The 18,238-nt window shown below is 74.8% G+C and carries 19 protein-coding genes; 13 read left to right on the top strand and 6 right to left on the bottom strand.

Annotated elements, in window-relative coordinates; all coding sequences use genetic code 11:
• Positions 1–28: 28 nt before the first annotated feature.
• Positions 29–1,072: a glycerophosphodiester phosphodiesterase family protein gene (locus ACI79X_RS08370; RefSeq protein ID WP_457024954.1), complete on the bottom strand. Its 1,044-nt coding sequence runs from the start codon at positions 1,070–1,072 to the stop codon at positions 29–31.
• Positions 1,073–1,180: 108 nt separating this feature from the next.
• On the opposite strand from ACI79X_RS08370, the gene rsgA reads away from it, so the two are divergent.
• From rsgA to ACI79X_RS08355, 3 genes are read left to right on the top strand one after another with little or no spacing between them, the layout of a single operon-like run.
• Positions 1,181–2,209 (top strand): ribosome small subunit-dependent GTPase A, encoded by a 1,029-nt coding sequence (rsgA, locus tag ACI79X_RS08365; protein ID WP_457025041.1) that lies wholly within the window; start codon positions 1,181–1,183, stop codon positions 2,207–2,209.
• A 22-nt stretch (positions 2,210–2,231) separates the two neighbouring features.
• The gene (gene purD, locus ACI79X_RS08360; RefSeq protein ID WP_457024953.1) at positions 2,232–3,488 is read left to right on the top strand and encodes a phosphoribosylamine--glycine ligase; all 1,257 of its coding nucleotides are present in this window, start codon (positions 2,232–2,234) and stop codon (positions 3,486–3,488) included.
• Positions 3,481–3,888 (top strand): hypothetical protein, encoded by a 408-nt coding sequence (locus ACI79X_RS08355; RefSeq protein ID WP_457024952.1) that lies wholly within the window; start codon positions 3,481–3,483, stop codon positions 3,886–3,888. Before purD ends, ACI79X_RS08355 begins: the two co-directional genes overlap by 8 nt.
• Here ACI79X_RS08355 and ACI79X_RS08350 read toward each other — a convergent pair.
• Positions 3,885–5,312, bottom strand: a complete 1,428-nt coding sequence (locus ACI79X_RS08350; protein ID WP_457024951.1) for an AI-2E family transporter — start codon at positions 5,310–5,312, stop codon at positions 3,885–3,887. The two genes, ACI79X_RS08355 and ACI79X_RS08350, sit on opposite strands and share 4 nt — an antisense overlap.
• A gap of 102 nt (positions 5,313–5,414) precedes the next feature.
• On the opposite strand from ACI79X_RS08350, the gene purB reads away from it, so the two are divergent.
• From purB to ACI79X_RS08320, 6 genes are read left to right on the top strand one after another with little or no spacing between them, the layout of a single operon-like run.
• On the top strand, positions 5,415–6,722 hold the full coding sequence (purB, locus tag ACI79X_RS08345; protein WP_457024950.1) for an adenylosuccinate lyase: 1,308 nt from the start codon (positions 5,415–5,417) through the stop codon (positions 6,720–6,722).
• Positions 6,719–7,582: a phosphoribosylaminoimidazolesuccinocarboxamide synthase gene (locus ACI79X_RS08340; protein WP_457024949.1), complete on the top strand. Its 864-nt coding sequence runs from the start codon at positions 6,719–6,721 to the stop codon at positions 7,580–7,582. The genes purB and ACI79X_RS08340 overlap by 4 nt, the downstream gene beginning before the upstream one ends.
• Positions 7,583–7,637: 55 nt before the next feature.
• A complete protein-coding gene (gene purS, locus ACI79X_RS08335) occupies positions 7,638–7,877 on the top strand; it encodes a phosphoribosylformylglycinamidine synthase subunit PurS (protein WP_457024948.1) in 240 nt (79 codons plus the stop codon).
• Positions 7,878–7,888: 11 nt separating this feature from the next.
• Entirely contained in the window at positions 7,889–8,560 is a 672-nt protein-coding gene (gene purQ, locus ACI79X_RS08330; RefSeq protein WP_454554554.1) for a phosphoribosylformylglycinamidine synthase subunit PurQ, read from the top strand.
• Entirely contained in the window at positions 8,557–10,902 is a 2,346-nt protein-coding gene (gene purL, locus ACI79X_RS08325; RefSeq protein ID WP_457024947.1) for a phosphoribosylformylglycinamidine synthase subunit PurL, read from the top strand. Before purQ ends, purL begins: the two co-directional genes overlap by 4 nt.
• Positions 10,902–11,288, top strand: a complete 387-nt coding sequence (locus ACI79X_RS08320) for a sterol carrier family protein (protein ID WP_457024946.1) — start codon at positions 10,902–10,904, stop codon at positions 11,286–11,288. Before purL ends, ACI79X_RS08320 begins: the two co-directional genes overlap by 1 nt.
• Positions 11,289–11,375: 87 nt before the next feature.
• On the opposite strand, the gene ACI79X_RS08315 is transcribed toward ACI79X_RS08320, so the two are convergent.
• Both ACI79X_RS08315 and ACI79X_RS08310 read right to left on the bottom strand, forming a co-directional pair.
• Positions 11,376–11,534: an MFS transporter small subunit gene (locus tag ACI79X_RS08315; RefSeq protein WP_175562888.1), complete on the bottom strand. Its 159-nt coding sequence runs from the start codon at positions 11,532–11,534 to the stop codon at positions 11,376–11,378.
• On the bottom strand, positions 11,531–12,946 hold the full coding sequence (locus ACI79X_RS08310; protein WP_457024945.1) for an L-lactate MFS transporter: 1,416 nt from the start codon (positions 12,944–12,946) through the stop codon (positions 11,531–11,533). Before ACI79X_RS08310 ends, ACI79X_RS08315 begins: the two co-directional genes overlap by 4 nt.
• A gap of 167 nt (positions 12,947–13,113) precedes the next feature.
• Between ACI79X_RS08310 and ACI79X_RS08305 the strand changes: the two genes are divergently transcribed.
• Positions 13,114–14,205, top strand: a complete 1,092-nt coding sequence (locus ACI79X_RS08305) for an S-(hydroxymethyl)mycothiol dehydrogenase (protein WP_457024944.1) — start codon at positions 13,114–13,116, stop codon at positions 14,203–14,205.
• Positions 14,202–14,810, top strand: a complete 609-nt coding sequence (locus tag ACI79X_RS08300) for an MBL fold metallo-hydrolase (RefSeq protein ID WP_457024943.1) — start codon at positions 14,202–14,204, stop codon at positions 14,808–14,810. The genes ACI79X_RS08305 and ACI79X_RS08300 overlap by 4 nt, the downstream gene beginning before the upstream one ends.
• 20 nt (positions 14,811–14,830) lie before the next feature.
• On the opposite strand, the gene ACI79X_RS08295 is transcribed toward ACI79X_RS08300, so the two are convergent.
• Positions 14,831–15,160, bottom strand: a complete 330-nt coding sequence (locus tag ACI79X_RS08295; RefSeq protein WP_457024942.1) for a hypothetical protein — start codon at positions 15,158–15,160, stop codon at positions 14,831–14,833.
• A 122-nt stretch (positions 15,161–15,282) separates the two neighbouring features.
• Here ACI79X_RS08295 and purF point away from each other — a divergent pair, with 122 nt between their 5' ends.
• Both purF and purM read left to right on the top strand, forming a co-directional pair.
• Positions 15,283–16,851, top strand: coding sequence for an amidophosphoribosyltransferase (gene purF, locus ACI79X_RS08290; RefSeq protein WP_457024941.1), 1,569 nt, complete (start codon positions 15,283–15,285; stop codon positions 16,849–16,851).
• The gene (purM, locus tag ACI79X_RS08285) at positions 16,848–17,912 is read left to right on the top strand and encodes a phosphoribosylformylglycinamidine cyclo-ligase (RefSeq protein WP_457024940.1); all 1,065 of its coding nucleotides are present in this window, start codon (positions 16,848–16,850) and stop codon (positions 17,910–17,912) included. Before purF ends, purM begins: the two co-directional genes overlap by 4 nt.
• A gap of 72 nt (positions 17,913–17,984) precedes the next feature.
• On the opposite strand, the gene ACI79X_RS08280 is transcribed toward purM, so the two are convergent.
• Positions 17,985–18,203, bottom strand: a complete 219-nt coding sequence (locus ACI79X_RS08280; RefSeq protein ID WP_457025040.1) for a DUF3073 domain-containing protein — start codon at positions 18,201–18,203, stop codon at positions 17,985–17,987.
• Positions 18,204–18,238 lie beyond the last annotated feature (35 nt).

The following is an 18,238-nucleotide window of genomic DNA, read 5'->3' as shown; positions in this document are numbered from 1 at the left end:
GTGTGCGGTCCGGCAGGACCGCGGTGCGTCAGGCGGCGACGCGGCGGACCGGCCGGGTGGGCTCCATCTCCGCGCGGGCAGCGACGGCGACGTCGGGGTTGTCGGTGATGATCCCGTCGACGCCGAGCGCCAGGAGCAGGCGCGCGGCACCGCGGGCGTCACCGGCGGCGGCCGGGTCGTCGCTGCTGCGCAGGTGCCGCGGCAGGAACGCGTTCTCCCCGGCCAGCGTCCACGGGACGACGGCCAGACCGGCCGAGTGCGCCCGGGTCACCAGGTCGGAGACGCCGGTCATCGTCCCGTCCGCGTCGCGCAGCATGATGCGGTCGACGCTGGGGGCGATGCCCTGGGCGTAGGTGGACACCGCACGCAGGCCGGCGTTGGTCAGCAGGTGGTCGTCGGAGGGGACCGCGTCCACCAGCTGGAACATCGTCGGGCCGTCGTCACCGAGGTCCGCCCGCAGCCGGCGCAGTCCCGCCGTGTCGAAGGACTGCAGGACGACGGTGCCGTCGGGGGAGGTGGCGTCCAGGCGGCGCAGCTCGGCTGCCACCAGCTCGGTCATCGGCTGGCCGCGCTCGGCCGACCAGCTGGGCTTCTTCAGCTCGGCCAGCACCCGGACCTGCCGCTGCGGGGTGGACCGGCGGCGGGCCAGCTCGACGACCTCCTCGAGCGTGAGGACGCCGAAGTGGCCGTCGTAGGCGGTGTTGAGCGGGCGCAGGTCCGGATGGCGCTCGATCGCGCGCAGGGTGCGCAACTCTTCGAGCGTGAAGTCCTCGGCGAACCAGCCGGTGCGCTTCTTGCGGCCGACACGGCGGCTGGTGCGCCGGTCGGCGAACTCCGGCCGGGACGCGACGTCGGTCGTGCGGGACAGCTCGTTCTCGTGACGGGCGACCAGCGCGCCGTCCCGCGTGACGACGATGTCGGGCTCGATGAGGTCCGCGCCCATGTCGATGGCCAGCTCGTAGCTGGCGATGGTGTGCTCCGGGCGGTACGCACAGGCACCGCGGTGACCGACGACGAAGGGGCCCGAGGTGCGGACCCGTGCGTGAGTCGCGAGCGACTCGGTCGCGTGCATGCCATCTAGAACACCCGACCGAGGTGTCGGGATGGCGAACGCCGCCTGGCGCGTCGCTGAGAAATGGGAGGACGGCACGCTGACCTGCGGTCCACCATCCGGCGGGTGATGCATCTCTCAGACATCGGCTGGACGCCCGACCGCCTCGAGCAGCTGCCCGAGGACACCTCACCCGGACGGGTGGCGCGGGTCGACCGCGGTCGGCTCACGGTCCTGACCGCCGACGGCGAGAAGCGGGTTCACCCGGCGGCCGCGCTGTACGACCCCGACGGCGTCGACAGCCCGGCGGTCGGCGACTGGGTGGCCCTGCGCGGCGAGCTCGCCGTCGCCCTGCTGCCGCGGCGCTCGGCGTTCACCCGCACCGTCGCCGGGCGCACGTCGGCGGCCCAGGTGGTGGCGGCCAACCTCGACCTGGTCCTCGTCGTGGACGCCCTCGCCGGGCCCACCCGCGCCCGGCGGGTGGAGCGCTACCTCGCCGTCGCGTGGGGCAGTGGCGCCACGCCGGTCGTCGTGCTCACCAAGGCCGACCTCTGCGACGACGTCCCCGCGGCGGTCGCGGCCGTGGCCGAGGACGCCGTGGGCGCCGACGTGCTGGCCGTCAGCGCGCACACCGGCGAGGGCCTCGACGCGGTCCGGGCGCTGCTCGGCCCCGGGGTGACCGGGGCGATGGTGGGGCCGTCGGGCGTGGGCAAGTCCTCGCTGGCCAACGCGCTGGCCGGGCACGAGGTGGCACCCACCCGGGCGGTCCGCGAGGCCGACGGGCGCGGCCGGCACACCACCACCTCCCGTGAGCTGCACCTGCTGCCCGGCGGCGGGCTGCTCGTGGACACCCCCGGCATGCGGGAGCTCGGCCTCTACGACGACGAGGGCGTGGACACCGCCTACGCCGACGTCGCCGGGCTCGCGGCGAGGTGCCGGTTCCGCGACTGCGCGCACCGCACCGAGCCCGGCTGCGCCGTGGCCGCGGCGATCGACGACGGCCGCCTCGACCCCGCCCGGCTGCTCGGCTGGCGCAAGCTGCAGGCCGAGGCGCACCGCCAGGCACTGCGCGCCGACGCGCGCGCCCGGGCCGCCGAGCACCAGCGCGTGAAGGCGCTGCACCGCGCGATGCGGGCGCAGCCGAACCGGGTGCGGTGAGGCGTCGGTAGGGTCGCCGTCCGTGCGCGTGCTCGTGATCGGCTCCGGAGCCCGGGAGCACGCCCTGTGCGTCGCTCTGTCGTCCGACCCCGCGGTGACCGCGCTGGCCTGCGCGCCGGGCAACGCCGGCACGCGGGCGGTCGCGGAGGCCGCGCCGGTCGACGTCGCCGACCCGGTGGCGGTCGCGGCGCTGGCCACCGGCTGGGGCGCCGACCTGGTCGTGATCGGTCCGGAGGTGCCGCTGGTCGCGGGCGCCGCCGACGCGGTCCGCGACGCCGGCATCGCCTGCTTCGGCCCGTCGGAGCAGGCGGCGCAGATCGAGGGCAGCAAGTCCTTCGCCAAGCACGTGATGGCCGCCGCCGGCGTGCCGACCGCGCGCTCGTGGCCGGTCGGCGGCGCGGCGGAGCTGGAGACGGCCCTGGACGAGGCCGGCGCGCCGTACGTCGTCAAGGACGACGGGCTCGCCGCCGGCAAGGGCGTCGTCGTCACGTCCGACCGGGACGCCGCCGTGGCGCACGGGCACCGCGTGCTCGAGGCCGGGGGAGCGGTGCTGGTCGAGGAGTACCTCGACGGCCCGGAGGTGTCGCTGTTCGCCGTCACCGACGGCACGACGGTGCTGCCGCTGCTGCCCGCCCAGGACCACAAGCGACGCGACGACGGCGACGCCGGCCCCAACACCGGCGGGATGGGCGCCTACGCGCCGCTGCCGTGGGCGCCGGCCGGGCTGGTCGAGGAGGTGCTGGCCACCGTCCTGCAGCCGACGGTCGACGAGATGCGCCGCCGCGGCGAGCCGTTCAGCGGGCTGCTGTACGCCGGGCTGGCGCTGACCTCGCGCGGCGTGCGGGTGGTCGAGTTCAACGCCCGCTTCGGCGACCCCGAGACCCAGGTGGTGCTGCCGCTGCTGGAGACGCCGCTGGCCGGGCTCCTGCACGCCGCCGCCACCGGCACGCTCGCCGACCACCCACCGCTGCGCTGGCGCGACGGCGCGGCGGTCACCGTCGTCGTCGCGGCCGAGGGCTACCCCGAGCGGCCGCGCACGGGCGACCCGGTGACCGGCGCCGACGGCGAGGGCGTGCTGCACGCCGGCACCGCCGTGGACGCCGAGGGGACCGTGCGCTCGGCGGGCGGGCGGGTGCTCGCGGTGACCGCCACGGGCGCCGACCTCGCCGCCGCGCGGCAGGCCGCCTACGAGCGGGTGGCCGGCGTCCGGCTGGCCGGCGCGCACTGGCGCAGCGACATCGCGCTGGCCGCCGTCGAGGGGCGCATCAGCGTTGGCTGACCCCGCTGCCCGCATCTGGGACCGCGCCTGCGACCCCTCCGCTCCCTTCTCCCACCCCGGCGACGCCGCCCTGGCGGCCGTGCTGCTCTGCCACGGGATGGCGGTGAACGGCGGCCCGCTGCACGCCGTGGAGGGGCTGGAACCGGGCCAGCTCGAGCGTGCGCTGGCGGGCTACCGGTACCTCGGCCTGGACGCGGCCGCCGACGCGGTGGAGGACGTCGCCCGGCGGGCCGCCACGCTGCGGGAGGACGACGCCGACGCGGCGGAGCGGCTCGAGGTGGAGGCCGGCCGGCGCTACGACGCCGCCCTCCCGGAGTGGGACGAGACGATCGACCGCGCGTTCCGCGCCCACCTCGCCGCGCACCCGGGGGCCTACGCCCCGGCCGGGGACGTCCCCTAGCCGCGGACGCCGACCGCCGGCCTCGCCCGCTCGGGCCGCGGCTCGGGCGGGCGCGGCCCGTCGTGCCGGCGGGCCAGGTAGGTGCCGGCCACGTTCGCGCAGGCCACCACCGGCACCGCGATGAGCGCGCCGAAGATGCCGGCGATGAGCAGGCCGGCGGCGATCGCCAGCACCACCGCCAGCGGGTGCACGTGCACTGCCTTGCCGAGCAGCAGCGGCTGGAGCACGTGCCCCTCGATCTGCATGACCAGCACGACGATGGCCAGGGCGATCAGGGCCTTGATCGGGCCGACCGCGACCAGCGCCACCAGCACTGCGACCGACCCGGCGAGGAACGACCCGATGATCGGGATGAAGGCGCCGAGGAACACCAGCGCGGCCAGCGGGATGACCAGCGGCACCCCGAGGATCGCCAGCCCGATGCCGATGCCGACGGCGTCGACCAGCGCGACCGCGACGGTGGCCCGCACGTAGGAGATCAGCGTGCGCCACGAGCGGCGGGCGGCCTCGTCGAGGTAGGCGCGCGCGTCGCGGGGGAACAGGCCGACCAGCCACAGCCAGATGGACCGGCCGTCCTTCAGGAAGAAGAACAGCGTGAACAGCGCCAGGACGATGCCGGTGAACACCTCGCCGACCGTGGTGGCGGTGGTGATCGCGCCGCTGGTCAGCGTCTCCTGGTTGGACACGATGGCGTCCTGCGCGCTGGTGATCGCCTCGTCGATCTGCCGCTGGGTGACCGGGAAGGTCTCGACGACGAAGTCGCGGATCTGGTCGAGGCCCTGGCTCACCTGGTCGGCGAGGTCGGAGAAGCCGGCGCTGAAGCGCTCGATCACCAGCGTGATGATCCCGGCGACGACGGTCAGGCCGACCAGCAGCATGAGGAACGCGGCCAGCGATCGGGGCCAGCCGCGGCGGATCAGCGAGGCGGCACCGGGCTGCAGCAGCGCCGCCAGGAGCAGCGCCACCATGACCGGGACGATGACCACGGCCACGTAGGCGGCCAGGTAGAGCAGCACGTACAGGCCCGCGAGGACGGCGATCACCCGCCACGACCACGCGGCGGCGGTGCGCAGCCCACTGGGGACGGCGGCGTCGCCGTGCGGCGGTTCCCGGCCGGGGCCGAGCAGCCGGCGGCCGCGCTCGACGGCGCGGTGCGGGCGGCCGCCGTCGGGCGGGCCGCTGATCCCGCCGGGCCCGAGCGGGCCGTCGAGGTCGGGAGCGCCGGGCTCGGGGCTGCCGAGCGGCGGGTCGCCGTCGGCGGGGTCCCCCTCGGGGGACCCGGTGTCGGCGTCGGCCGGGTCGTCGTCGCGCACGAGGATCGCGCGGTCGTCGTCGCGCTCCGGCCAGCCGTGGGGGTCGCGCTCGGAGGCCGCCCGGATGCGCTCCCGTGCCCGGGCGACCAGCTGGTTGGCCTGTCGCAGCATCGCCGGTCCTCCCGTGTCCGTGGGGGCGTGTTCGATCACGCTAGCCCTGCGGGAGGATGGACCCGTGACTCGACGAGCTGACCGGGTGCGGGCGGTACCCGCGTGATCGACCGCTACACGCTCCCCGAGATGGGCCGGGTCTGGAGCGACGAGCACAAGTACGAGCTCTGGTGCCGGGTGGAGACGCTGGTCCTCGAGGCGCACGCCGCCGCCGGGCGGGTGCCGGCCGACGTCGTCGAGCCGGTGCGCAACGCCCCGCCGCCCACCGCGGCGCGCGTCGCGGAGATCGAGGAGACGACGCAGCACGACGTCATCGCCTTCCTCACCGCGTGGGCCGACAACACCGAGCCGCGCTCGGCCGCCGCCTACGTGCACCACGGCATGACGTCGTCGGACCTGCTCGACACCGCGCTCGCCGTGCAGCTCACCGAGGCCACCGACGTGCTGCTGGCCAAGGCCGACCGGCTGGTGGCCGCGCTGCGCGACCACGGGCTGGCCCACCGGGAGACGCTCAAGGTCGGGCGCACGCACGGCGTGCACGCCGAGCCGGTCGTGTGGGGGCACCGGGTCGCCGACCTCGCCTTCGCCGCGGCCCGGTCCCGCGACCGGCTGCGCGCGGCCCGCGAGCGCGTCGGCGTCGTCGCGATCTCCGGCGCCGTCGGCACCTGGTCGCTCATCGACCCGTCGGTGGAGGTCGCCGTCGCGCAGGCGCTGGACCTGCGGCCGGCCGACGCCTCCACCCAGGTGGTCATCCGCGACTCGATCAGCGAGTGGGTGTCGGCGCTGGCGGTCATCGCCACCGTCTGCGAGGCGATCGCGCTCGAGGTGCGGCACGGCCAGCGCACCGAGGTGCGCGAGCTCTCGGAGGCCTTCGGCTCCGGCCAGAAGGGCTCCAGCGCGATGCCGCACAAGAAGAACCCGATCCGCTCGGAGCGCATCGCCGGGCTCGCGCGGGTCGTGCGCGCCGCCGTCGTCCCGGTGATGGAGGGCATCCCGCTGTGGCACGAGCGGGACATCTCGCACTCCTCCACCGAGCGGGTGTTCCTCCCCGACGCGGCGATCACCACCGACTACCTGCTGCAGCTGACCACGCGGCTGGTGGAGGACCTGGTCGTCGACGTCGACCGGATGCGCGCCAACCTCGACCTCACCGGCGGGCTGATCTACACCTCCGCGGTGCTGCTGGAGCTGGTGGAGACCGGGCTGTCCCGCGAGGACGCGTACGCGCTGGTGCAGGGCGCGGCGATGGAGACGTGGAACTCCGGGACGCCGTTCCGGTCCACCCTCCGCGCGCGGGCGGAGGCCTCCGGCGTGGCCCTCGACGAGGCGCGGCTGGACGAGATCTGCCGTCCCGAGGGCTACGTGCGCAACCTCGGCCCGCTGTTCGACCGGCTGGCCGCGCTGTCGTGACGCCCGACCTGCCCCTGGTCGCGCGCGGCAAGGTGCGCGAGGTCTACGACGCCGGGCAGGACCGGCTGCTGCTCGTGGCGTCGGACCGGATCTCGGCCTACGACCACGTGCTGCCCACGCCGATCCCCGACAAGGGGCGGGTGCTCACCCAGCTGTCGGTGTGGTGGTTCGAGCAGCTGGCGCCGGTGCTGTCCGACGCGGGCGCGACCCACCACCTGGTGTCGGCCGAGGACGTGCCGGCGTCCGTGGCCGGGCGGGCGATGCTCGTGCGGCGGCTGGACATGCTGCCGGTGGAGTGCGTGGCGCGCGGCTACCTGTCGGGCTCGGGGACGGCGGAGTACTCCCGCACCGGGTCCATCCGCGACGTGCCGCTGCCGCCCGGGCTGGTCGAGGGCTCGCGGCTGCCGGAGCCGGTGTTCACGCCGTCGACCAAGGCCGAGGTGGGCGAGCACGACGAGGCGATCGACTTCGCCCGCGTCGAGGCGCTGGTCGGCGCCGGGCGGGCCGCCGAGCTGCGCGAGCTGACCCTGGAGCTCTACCGCCGGGGCGCGGAGGTCGCCGCCGCGGCGGGCATCGTGCTGGCCGACACGAAGTTCGAGTTCGGGCTCGGCGCGGACGGCGGGCTGGTACTCGGCGACGAGGTCCTCACGCCCGACTCGTCGCGGTTCTGGCCGGCGTCCTCGTGGTCGCCGGGAGCACCGCAGCCCTCGTTCGACAAGCAGTACGTCCGCGACTGGCTGACGTCGTCGGGCTGGGACCGCGTCTCGCCGCCGCCGGAGCTGCCCGACGACGTCGTGGCCGCCACCCGCGAGCGCTACGTCGCCGCGTACGAGCAGCTGACCGGCCGCCGGTTCGCCTGACGCGCGGAGCCGGGGCCGGGAGGGCGGCGCCGGGCGCCCGGTAGGCTCGGGAGCCGTGCCCCAGGTGGTCGTCGACGTCGTCCTCAAGCCGGAGATCTCCGACCCCCAGGGGCAGGCGGTGCTCGGCGCCCTCGGCCGGCTGGGTCACACCCAGGTGACCGGCGTGCGCCAGGGCAAGCACTTCGTCCTCGACGTCGAGGGCTCCATCAGCCGCGACGACCTCGAGCAGATCGCCGAGACGCTGCTCGCCAACCCGGTCATCGAGGACGTCGAGCTGCACCTCCCCACCGACTGAGAAGGACCCCCGTGCGCATCGGTGTCATCACCTTCCCGGGCTCCCTGGACGACGTCGACGCCGCCCGCGCGGTGCGCCTGGCCGGCGCCGAGCCGGTCGCGCTGTGGCACGCCGACCACGACCTCCGGGACGTCGACGCCGTCGTCCTGCCCGGCGGCTTCTCCTACGGCGACTACCTGCGGGCCGGCGCCATCGCCGCCCGCGCGCCCCTGATGCAGGACGTCGTCGACCGGGCGCGGCAGGGCATGCCGGTCCTCGGCATCTGCAACGGCTTCCAGGTGCTCTGCGAGGCCGGCCTGCTGCCGGGCGCGCTCACCCGCAACAGCCACCTGCACTTCCGCAACCGCGACCAGCAGTTGCGCATCGAGCGCGCCGACACCGCCTGGACCAGCAGCTACGGCGAGGGCCAGACGATCGTCGTGCCGGTGAAGAACGGCGAGGGCCGCTACGTCGCCGCCCCGGCCGAGCTCGAGCGGCTCGAGGGCGAGGGCCGGGTGGCGGTGCGCTACGTCGGCGGCAACCCGAACGGCAGCCTGCGCGACATCGCGGGCGTCACCAGCGAGGACGGCCGCGTCGTCGGCCTCATGCCCCACCCGGAGCACGCCGTCGAGGACCTCACCGGTCCCTCGACCGACGGCCTGGGCTTCTTCACCAGCGTCCTGAAGGCGGTCGTCAGCGCATGACCGAGTCGGCCACCGCCGGTCTCTCCGACCTCGACACCGGGCCCGGCCCGCTGTCGCACCAGCTCGACACCGTCCCGCTCGCGGAGGGCACGCCCGACGTCCAGCAGCCCTTCGCCGAGCTCGGGCTCAAGGCGGACGAGTACGCCCGCATCCGCGACATCCTCGGCCGCCGGCCCACCACCGCCGAGCTGGCCATGTACTCGGTCATGTGGAGCGAGCACTGCTCCTACAAGAGCTCCAAGGTGCACCTGCGGCAGTTCGGCGACCTGCCGCCCAGCGAGCACCTGCTCGTCGGCATCGGCGAGAACGCCGGCGTCGTCGACGTCGGCGACGGCTACGCGGTCACCTTCAAGGTCGAGTCGCACAACCACCCGAGCTACGTCGAGCCCTACCAGGGCGCGGCCACCGGCGTCGGCGGCATCGTGCGCGACATCCTCACGATGGGCGCCCGCCCCGTCGCCGTCATGGACTCGCTGCGCTTCGGCCGCGCCGACGCCCCCGACACCGCGCGCGTGCTGCCCGGCGTCGTCGCCGGCGTCGGCGGCTACGGCAACTGCCTGGGTCTGCCCAACATCGGCGGCGAGCTGCTCTTCGACGACTGCTACGCCGGCAACCCGCTGGTCAACGCCCTGTGCGTCGGCGTGATGAGGCACGAGGACGTGCGGCTGGCCAAGGCCGAGGGCGTGGGCAACAAGGTCGTCCTGTTCGGCGCCCGCACGGGCGGCGACGGCATCGGCGGCGTCAGCGTGCTGGCCAGCGAGACCTTCGACGCCGAGGGCCCGGCCAAGCGGCCGTCGGTGCAGGTCGGCGACCCGTTCACCGAGAAGCTGCTCATCGAGGCCTGCCTGGAGATCTTCGCCCAGGACCTCGTCACCGGGATCCAGGACCTCGGCGGCGCCGGGCTGTCCTGCGCCACCTCGGAGCTCGCCAGCGCCGGCACCGGCGGCATGCACGTCGACCTCGACCGCGTCCCGCTGCGCGACAGCACCCTGACGCCCGCCGAGATCCTGATGAGCGAGTCGCAGGAGCGCATGTGCGCGATCGTCGAGCCTGGCAAGGTCGACGCCTTCCTCGCCGTCTGCCGCAAGTGGGACGTGCTGGCCACCGTCATCGGTGAGGTCACCGCCGGCGACCGGCTGACCGTCGACTGGCACGGCGAGCGCATCGTCGACGTCCCGCCGCGCACCGTCGCCCACGAGGGCCCGGTCTACGAGCGGCCGATGCGCCGCCCCGCCGACCTGGACGCCCTGCACGCCGACGACGCCGCCGCGCTGCCCCGCCCGGCCACGCCGGAGGAGCTCACCGCGCACTGGCTCGCCGTCGTCGCCAGTCCCGACGGCGCCGACAAGACGTGGGTCACCGAGCAGTACGACCGCTACGTGCGCGGCAACACGGTGCTCGCCCAGCCCGACGACGCCGGCGTGGTCCGCATCGACGAGGACACCCACCGCGGCATCGCGCTGGCCCTCGACGGCAACGCCCGCTTCGCCCGTCTCGACCCCTACGCCGGCGCGCAGCTCAACCTGGCCGAGGCCTACCGCAACGTCGCCGTCAGCGGCGCCCGCCCCCTGGCGGTCACCAACTGCCTGAACTTCGGCTCCCCGGAGGAGCCCGAGGTCATGTGGCAGTTCGCCGAGGCCGTGCGCGGCCTGGCCGACGCCTGCCGCACCCTCGGCCTGCCGGTCACCGGCGGCAACGTGAGCCTCTACAACCAGACCGGCGACGTCGCCATCAACCCGACGCCGGTCATCGGCGTCCTGGGCGTGCACGACGACGTCCGCCGCCGGGTGCCCACCGGCTGGCGGGCCGCCGGTGAGACCGTGCTGCTGCTCGGCGAGACCCGGCCGGAGCTCGGCGGCTCGGCGTGGGCGTCGGTCGTGCACGGCCACCTCGGCGGGCGCCCGCCGGCCGTCGACCTCGAGGCGGAACGCTCGCTCGGCGAGGTGCTCGGCGCGCTGGGCCGCGAGGGCCTGGTCACCTCCGCGCACGACCTCGCCGACGGCGGCCTCGCCCAGGCGCTGGCCGAGTCGGCGCTGCGGTACGGCACCGGCGCGACGCTGCAGCTCGGGGACGACCCGTTCACCGCGCTGTTCAGCGAGTCCGGGGCCCGGGCCGTGGTCACCACGACCGACCCCGAGGCCGTCCGGGCGACCGCGGAGTGGGCCGGTGTGACCGTCACCGAGCTCGGCACCACCGGCGGGAACGCGCTGGCGGTCGAGGGTGTCGCCGCGCTGCCGCTGGCGGAGCTCCGCACGGCGTGGACGGCGACCCTCCCCGCGCTGTTCGGCACCCCGGAGGCGACCGTGGGCAGCGTCCCGGCGGGGACCGTCCCGACCAGCTGATGCCCGCGCAGCCGATCCCCGCCGAGGAGCTCCGGGCCGCGGTCGACGCGGTGCGCCCGTGGCTGGCGGGGGAGGGCGAGCAGCCGCCGCGGTCGGTGCTCGGCGCGGCGGTGAGGACGAGCACCCGCTGGCTCGCCCAGCAGGTGCCCGGCCGCTCGGTGGAGCTGCGGGTGCCGCCGCACGTCGCCGTCCAGCTCGTGCCCGGGCCGCGGCACACCCGCGGGACGCCGCCGAACGTCGTCGAGACCGACGCCGCCACCTGGCTGCGGCTGGCCACCGGCGAGCTCGGCTGGGCCGAGGCGGTGGCCGAGGGCCGGGTCAGCGCCAGCGGCAACCGCGCCGACCTGTCCGAGCATCTGCCCCTCCGCCCCCTGAGGGACCACTAGCGCGACGAAGGCCCCGGACGGGACCCCGGACGCGGCAGCGCCCCCGCCCGGAGGTCCGGACGGGGGCGCTGAGGCGTGCGCGTCGGCTCAGCCGGTGAAGAGGGTGAGCGCCGTCTTGACCGTCTGGTACAGGCCGTAGGCCAGCGGGACACCGACCAGCGTCCAGGCGAAGGCGATCAGGCCGGTCGGGGTGTGCACGGGCCGCTGCCCGTCGGCGGACTGCTCCTTCGAGATCGACGTGCTCATCGGGCGGCGCTCCGTTCCGGGGTCGGGGTGGCGGCGCCGGCGGCGTCGCGGTGCGGCTCGTGCCACTTGCTGGCGACCGGCCGCACCAGCAGGTTCGCCACGAACCCGACCGCGAGCAGGCCGACCATGATGAACAGCGCCGGCCGGTAGTTGGCCGCGACCAGGCTGCCCGGCTCGCCCTGGGTGTCCAGGACGCTGTTGACGATCAGCGGCCCGGCCACGCCGGCGGCCGCCCACGCGGTGAGCAGCCGGCCGTGGATGGCGCCCACCTGGTAGGTGCCGAACAGGTCGCGGAGGTACGCCGGGATGGTGGCGAACCCGCCGCCGTAGAACGAGATGATCACCGCGGCGAGCAGCACGAACAGCCAGGTGGCGCTGCTGCCGATGGTGGCCAGGGCGATGTAGAGCACCAGCCCGACGCCCAGGTAGACCATGTAGATCGGCTTGCGGCCGATGTAGTCCGACGTCGAGGACCACACGAACCGGCCCGCCATGTTGAACAGCGACAGGACGCCGACGAAGCCGGCGGCCGCGGTCGCGGCGACCGTGGAGGTGTCCCCGTCGCGGAAGAAGTCCTGGATCATCGGGCTGGCCTGCTCGAGGATCCCGATGCCCGCGGTGACGTTGCAGAACAGCACCGTCCACAGCAGCCAGAACTGCGGCGTCTTGACCGCGTTCCCCGCCGAGACGCTCTCGGTGGTGACCAGCGCCTTCTGCTTGACCGTCGCGGGGTCGAAGCCGTCGGGACGCCAGCCCTCGGCCGGCACCCGCACGATGAAGGCGCCGAACATCATGAAGACCAGGTAGAGCGCGGCGAAGGTGAAGAACAGCGCCGCGACGGCCTCGCCGTTGGGCACCGTGCCGGCCGTGCCGTCGTAGCCGGGGTCGTACCAGCTCATCAGCTGGCGGGACAGCGGCGAGGCGATGAGCGCACCACCGCCGAAGCCCATGATGGCCATGCCGGTGGCCAGGCCCGGGCGGTCGGGGAACCACTTGATCAGCGTGGAGACCGGCGAGATGTAGCCGATGCCGAGGCCGATGCCGCCCAGGACGCCGTAGCCGAGGTAGAGCAGCCACAGCTGCTGCGTCTCGATGCCCAGGCCGCCGACCAGGAAGCCGGACACCCAGAAGCACGCCGAGGTGAACATCGCGGCGCGGGGGCCGTTCCTGTCCACCCACGTGCCGAACAGCGCGGCCGACAGGCCCAGCATCACGATGGCGATCGAGAAGACGATGCCGATCGCCGTCTGCGACACCTCGAAGTGGTCGACCAGCGCGTTCTTGTAGACGCTCGTGGCGTACGCCTGGCCGATGCACAGGTGCACGGCCAGCGCCGCGGGCGGGATGAGCCACCGGTTGAATCCGGGGCGGGCGACGATGCGCTCGCGCCGCAGGAATCCGGGTAGCGCCACGGGGACCTCCGCTCGGCCGGGCCGGGCGGCCCTGCTGTCAGGAAAACAGTGACGAACGCTACGTCGCGGTCCGGGAACCCGCGCGTCGAGCGTGACCGAACCGTTGCGCGGCATCCCGTCCCGCGCGACCGGACGGCCGCTCGGGGGCCCGCCTCTAGGCTCGGCACATGGCCTACGAGGTGAGGGGCGTCGTCGCCCGCAGCAAGGGAGCACCGGTCAGCGTCGAGACGGTCCTGGTGCCCGACCCGGGACCGGGCGAGGCCGTCGTCGACGTGCAGGCGTGCGGGGTCTGCCACACCGACCTGCACTACCGCGAGGGCGGCATCAACGACGAGTTCCCGTTCCTGCTCGGCCACGAGGCCGCCGGGACCGTGGCCGCCGTCGGCGAGGGCGTCACCAACGTGGCCGTCGGCGACTTCGTCGTCCTCAACTGGCGGGCCGTGTGCGGGCAGTGCCGTGCCTGCCTCAAGGGACAGCCCCAGTACTGCTTCGACACCCACAACGCGGCGCAGAAGATGACGCTGGCCGACGGCACCGAGCTGTCCCCGGCGCTCGGCATCGGCGCGTTCGTTGAGAAGACGCTGGTCCACTCCGGCCAGTGCACGAAGGTCGACCCGGAGACCCCCGCCACCGCCGCCGGGCTGCTCGGCTGCGGTGTCATGGCCGGCGTCGGTGCCGCCATCAACACCGGTGGCGTGCAGCGCGGCGAGTCCGTGGCCGTGTTCGGCTGCGGCGGCGTCGGTGACGCCGCCATCGCCGGGGCGAAGCTGGCCGGCGCGACGACGATCGTCGCCGTCGACGTCGACGACCGGAAGCTGGAGTGGGCGCGGCAGTTCGGCGCCACCCACACCGTCAACTCGCGCCAGAGCGACGCGGTCGAGGCGATCAAGGGCTTCACGAACGGGTTCGGCGTCGACGTCGCCATCGACGCCGTCGGCCGCCCCGAGGTGTTCGAGCAGGCGTTCTACGCCCGCGACCTCGCCGGCCGCGTCGTCCTGGTCGGCGTCCCCACCCCCGACATGCAGCTGACCCTGCCGATGATCGAGCTGTTCGGCCGCGGCGGGGCCCTCAAGTCCTCCTGGTACGGCGACTGCCTGCCGTCCCGCGACTTCCCGATGCTCGCCGACCTGTACCGGCAGGGCCGCTTCCCGCTGGCCGACTTCGTCACCGAGACCATCGGCCTCGACGACGTCGAGGCGGCCTTCGAGAAGATGCACAGGGGCGAGGTCCTGCGCTCGGTCGTGGTGCTGGGCCAGTGACGGCGCGCATCGAGAAGGCCGTCGTCAGCGGCGTCTTCAGCCTCGACGGGCAGGACTTCGACGTCGACAACAACGCCTGGCTCGTCGGCGACGACGACGAGGTGCTGGTCGTCGACGCCCCGCACCGCGCCGCGCCGATCGTCGAGGCCATCGGCGGGCGGAGGGTCACGGCGATCGTGCTCACCCACGGGCACAACGACCACATCACCGCCGCCGTCGACCTGCGCGAGGCCACCGGGGCGCCGATCTGGTTCCACCCGGCCGACCGGATGCTGTGGGAGATGATGCACGAGAGCGCCGAGCCCGACGAGGCGCTCGCGGAGGGCACCCGCTTCCGGGTGGCCGGCACCTCGCTGACCGCGCTGCACACCCCCGGTCACTCGCCGGGCAGCACCTGCCTGCACGCGCCCGACCTCGCCGCCGTCTTCACCGGCGACACGCTGTTCCACGGCGGGCCCGGCGCCACCGGCCGCAGCTTCAGCGACCACCCGACCATCGTGCGGTCGATCCGCGCCAAGCTGCTCACGCTGCACGGCGACACCGTCGTGCACACCGGGCACGGCGAGGACACCCGGATCTCCGCGGAGATCGGCACCGTCTCCTGAGCCGGCGGGGCCGGCCGGGCTCAGTCCCGGCCGGCCCCGTCCTCGCCCTCCGCGGGCCGCCGCTCCGCCGGCGGCGCCGGGTCCGCGGGAGCCGTGCGCTCCAGCCGCTGCCGGATGGCGGCGACGTTGAGCGCCAGGTCCTCCAGCGCCTCGACGGCGCGCGTGGCGAGCGCGAAGGTCAGGTTCTCGCGGCGCTCCTCGGGGCTCGGCTCGCGGCGGCGCTCGCGCGTCGCGCGCCCCCACGGGTCGTCGTCGCGCGGGTCGTCCCCGCGCGGCTGGTCGAACAGCCCGCGGAGCATCCGCTGGGCCATCTCGAGGAACTCCTGCGGGTCGGGCCGGTCACTGGCCATGACGCCTCCTCAGGTCGTGCCCCCGACAACGCCCCGCACCCCCGCGCGGGTTCCGGCCGCCCCGGCCGGTAGGTGGCGCGCGCCACCCGGCGGGCGTGGCCCCTGCCGGTAGGCTGGGTCGTGTGCCTCGCGGTGACGGACGGCTGACGCACGACCTCGACCCCCATGCTCCCGGTCCCCAGGACGCCTGCGGCGTCTTCGGTGTCTGGGCGCCGGGGGAGGAGGTCGCCAAGCTGACCTACTTCGGCCTGTACGCCCTCCAGCACCGCGGTCAGGAGGCGGCGGGCATCGCGGTCTCCGACGGCGCCTCGGTGGTCGTCTACAAGGACCTCGGGCTGGTCAGCCAGGTCTTCGACGAGTCCACGCTGGGCAGCCTGCGCGGCCACCTCGCCGTCGGCCACACGCGGTACTCCACCACCGGCTCGTCCACCTGGGAGAACGCCCAGCCGACGTTCCGCACCACCGACGCCGGCACCGGTCTCGCGCTGTGCCACAACGGCAACCTGGTCAACACCGAGGAGCTGGCCAGCCGGGCCGCCGACGCGGGTGTCCCCGGCGCCTTCGCGGCGAGCACCGACTCCGACCTCGTCACCTCGCTGATCGCCGCCCGCCCCGACATGAGCGTCGAGGCCGCGGCCATGGAGGTGCTGCCGCAGCTGCGCGGCGCCTTCAGCCTCACCTTCATGGACGAGGACACCCTCTACGCCGCCCGCGACCCGCAGGGCGTGCGCCCGCTGGTCCTCGGCCGCCTCGAGCGGGGCTGGGTCGTGGCCAGCGAGACCGCCGCCCTCGACATCGTCGGCGCCTCGGTGGTCCGCGAGGTCGAGCCCGGCGAGCTGATCGCCATCGACGAGAACGGCCTGCGCAGCCAGCACTTCGCCCCGGCCGAGCCCAAGGGCTGCGTCTTCGAGTACGTCTACCTCGCCCGCCCCGACACCACGATCAGCGGCCGCGGCGTGCACGCCGCCCGGGTCGAGATCGGCCGGCGGCTGGCGAAGGAGCACCCGGCCGACGCCGACCTGGTCATCCCGGTGCCCGAGTCCGGCACGCCGGCCGCCGTCGGGTACGCCGAGGCCAGCGGCATCCCCTACGGCCTGGGCCTGGTCAAGAACTCCTACGTCGGCCGCACCTTCATCCAGCCGTCGCAGACCATCCGGCAGCTCGGCATCCGGCTCAAGCTCAACCCGCTGCGCGACGTCATCCGCGGCAAGCGGCTGGTCGTCGTCGACGACTCGATCGTGCGCGGCAACACCCAGCGGGCGCTGATCCGCATGCTGCGCGAGGCCGGCGCCATCGAGGTGCACGTGCGCATCTCCAGCCCGCCGGTGAAGTGGCCGTGCTTCTACGGCATCGACTTCGCCAGCCGCGCCGAGCTGATCGCCAACGGCCTCGACGTCGACGGCGTCCGCGCCTCGATCAACGCCGACTCGCTGGGCTACGTCTCCGAGCAGGGCCTGATCGCGGCCACCGAGCAGCCGGTCAACCGGCTGTGCACCGCCTGCTTCACCGGCACCTACCCGATCCCGCTCGGGGAGCCGGGCGTGCTCGGCAAGCACGTGCTCGAGGGGATCGGCCGCACGCCGATGCCGCGCGTCGACGAGCCCGGGCGCTCCGTCAGCGGCTGGACCGGCCAGCAGGCCGGCAGCCCGGCGGTGTCCGGCGGCGCCGACGACGCCCTCCGCCGCCCGTGACCCGTCCGCCCGGGGAGGGCGACTTCACCTACGCCGCCTCCGGCGTCGACATCGACGCCGGCGAGCGCGCCGTCACCCTCATGCGGACGGCGGTCGAGCGGACCCGCCGTCCCGAGGTGGTCGGCGGCCTCGGCGGGTTCGCCGGACTGTTCGCGCTCGACACCACGCGCTACCGGCGCCCGCTGCTGGCCTCCTCCACCGACGGCGTCGGCACCAAGATCGCCCTGGCGAGGCAGCTGGACCGGCACGACACCGTGGGCATCGACCTGGTCGCGATGGTCGTCGACGACCTGGTGGCCTGCGGCGCCGAGCCGCTGTTCCTCCAGGACTACGTGGCCTGCGGCAAGGTCGTCCCCGAGCGCATCGCCGCGATCGTCACCGGCATCGCCGCCGGCTGCGAGCTGGCGGGTGCCTCGCTGGTCGGCGGCGAGACCGCCGAGCACGGCGACCTCATGGACGCCGACGAGTACGACCTCGCCGCCACCGCAGTGGGGGTCGTCGAGGCCGACGGCGTGCTCGGGCCCGAGCGGGTGCGCGACGGCGACGTCGTCGTGGCGATGGCCTCCAGCGGCTTCCACTCCAACGGCTACTCGCTGGTGCGCCGGGTGGTGTCCGCCGCCGGGCTCGACCTCGCCGCCACCCCCGCCGGCCTCGACCGCCCGCTGGGCGACGTGCTGCTGGAGCCCACGCGCATCTACGCCCTCGACTGCCTGGCGCTCGTGGAGCAGCTCGGCGTCGACGGCGTGCACGCGTTCGCGCACATCACCGGCGGCGGGCTGGCCGGCAACACCGCGCGGGTGGTCCCCGACGGGCTGGAGGCCGTGCTCGACCGCGGCACCTGGGCGCTGCCGGCCGCCGTGACGCTCCTGGAGGAGCACGGCGTGCCGCGCACGGAGTCCGAGCGGGCCTTCAACTGCGGCGTCGGCATGGTCGCCGCCGTCGCCGCCGAGGCCGCCGACCGCGCGGTCGCCCTGCTCACCGCGCGCGGCGTCCCCGCGTGGGTGGCCGGCACCGTCGGCGCCGGGGGGACCGGCGCGCGGCTGGTGGGCTCCTACCGCTGAGCGCAGCGCGCACCGCCGTCCCGGGCGGGACGGCGGTGCGGCGTGCTCAGGGGACCGGCGGGATGCCGACCGTCAGCGACTGGCCGCCCAGTCGTCGTCGTCGGCATCGTCGGCCCATCGGTCGACGAACTCGTCGTCGTCATCGTCGTCGTCCTTCGCCGCCGGGGCGGTGTAGGTCGACGGAGAACCGGCCAGCTCGCGCTGGAGCGCGGAGAGGTCGGTGTTGGGTGAGCTGTACTTGAGCTCACGGGCCACGCGTGTCTGCTTGGCCTTCGCTCGGCCGCGCCCCATCGGCTCGACCCCCTCATAACGGAGAACGGGAGCCC

It is taken from the genome of Geodermatophilus sp. SYSU D01119 (assembly GCF_054049975.1).
The sequence above is the reverse complement of the archived record's forward strand: the minus strand, read 5'-3'. Positions and strand labels throughout refer to the sequence as shown.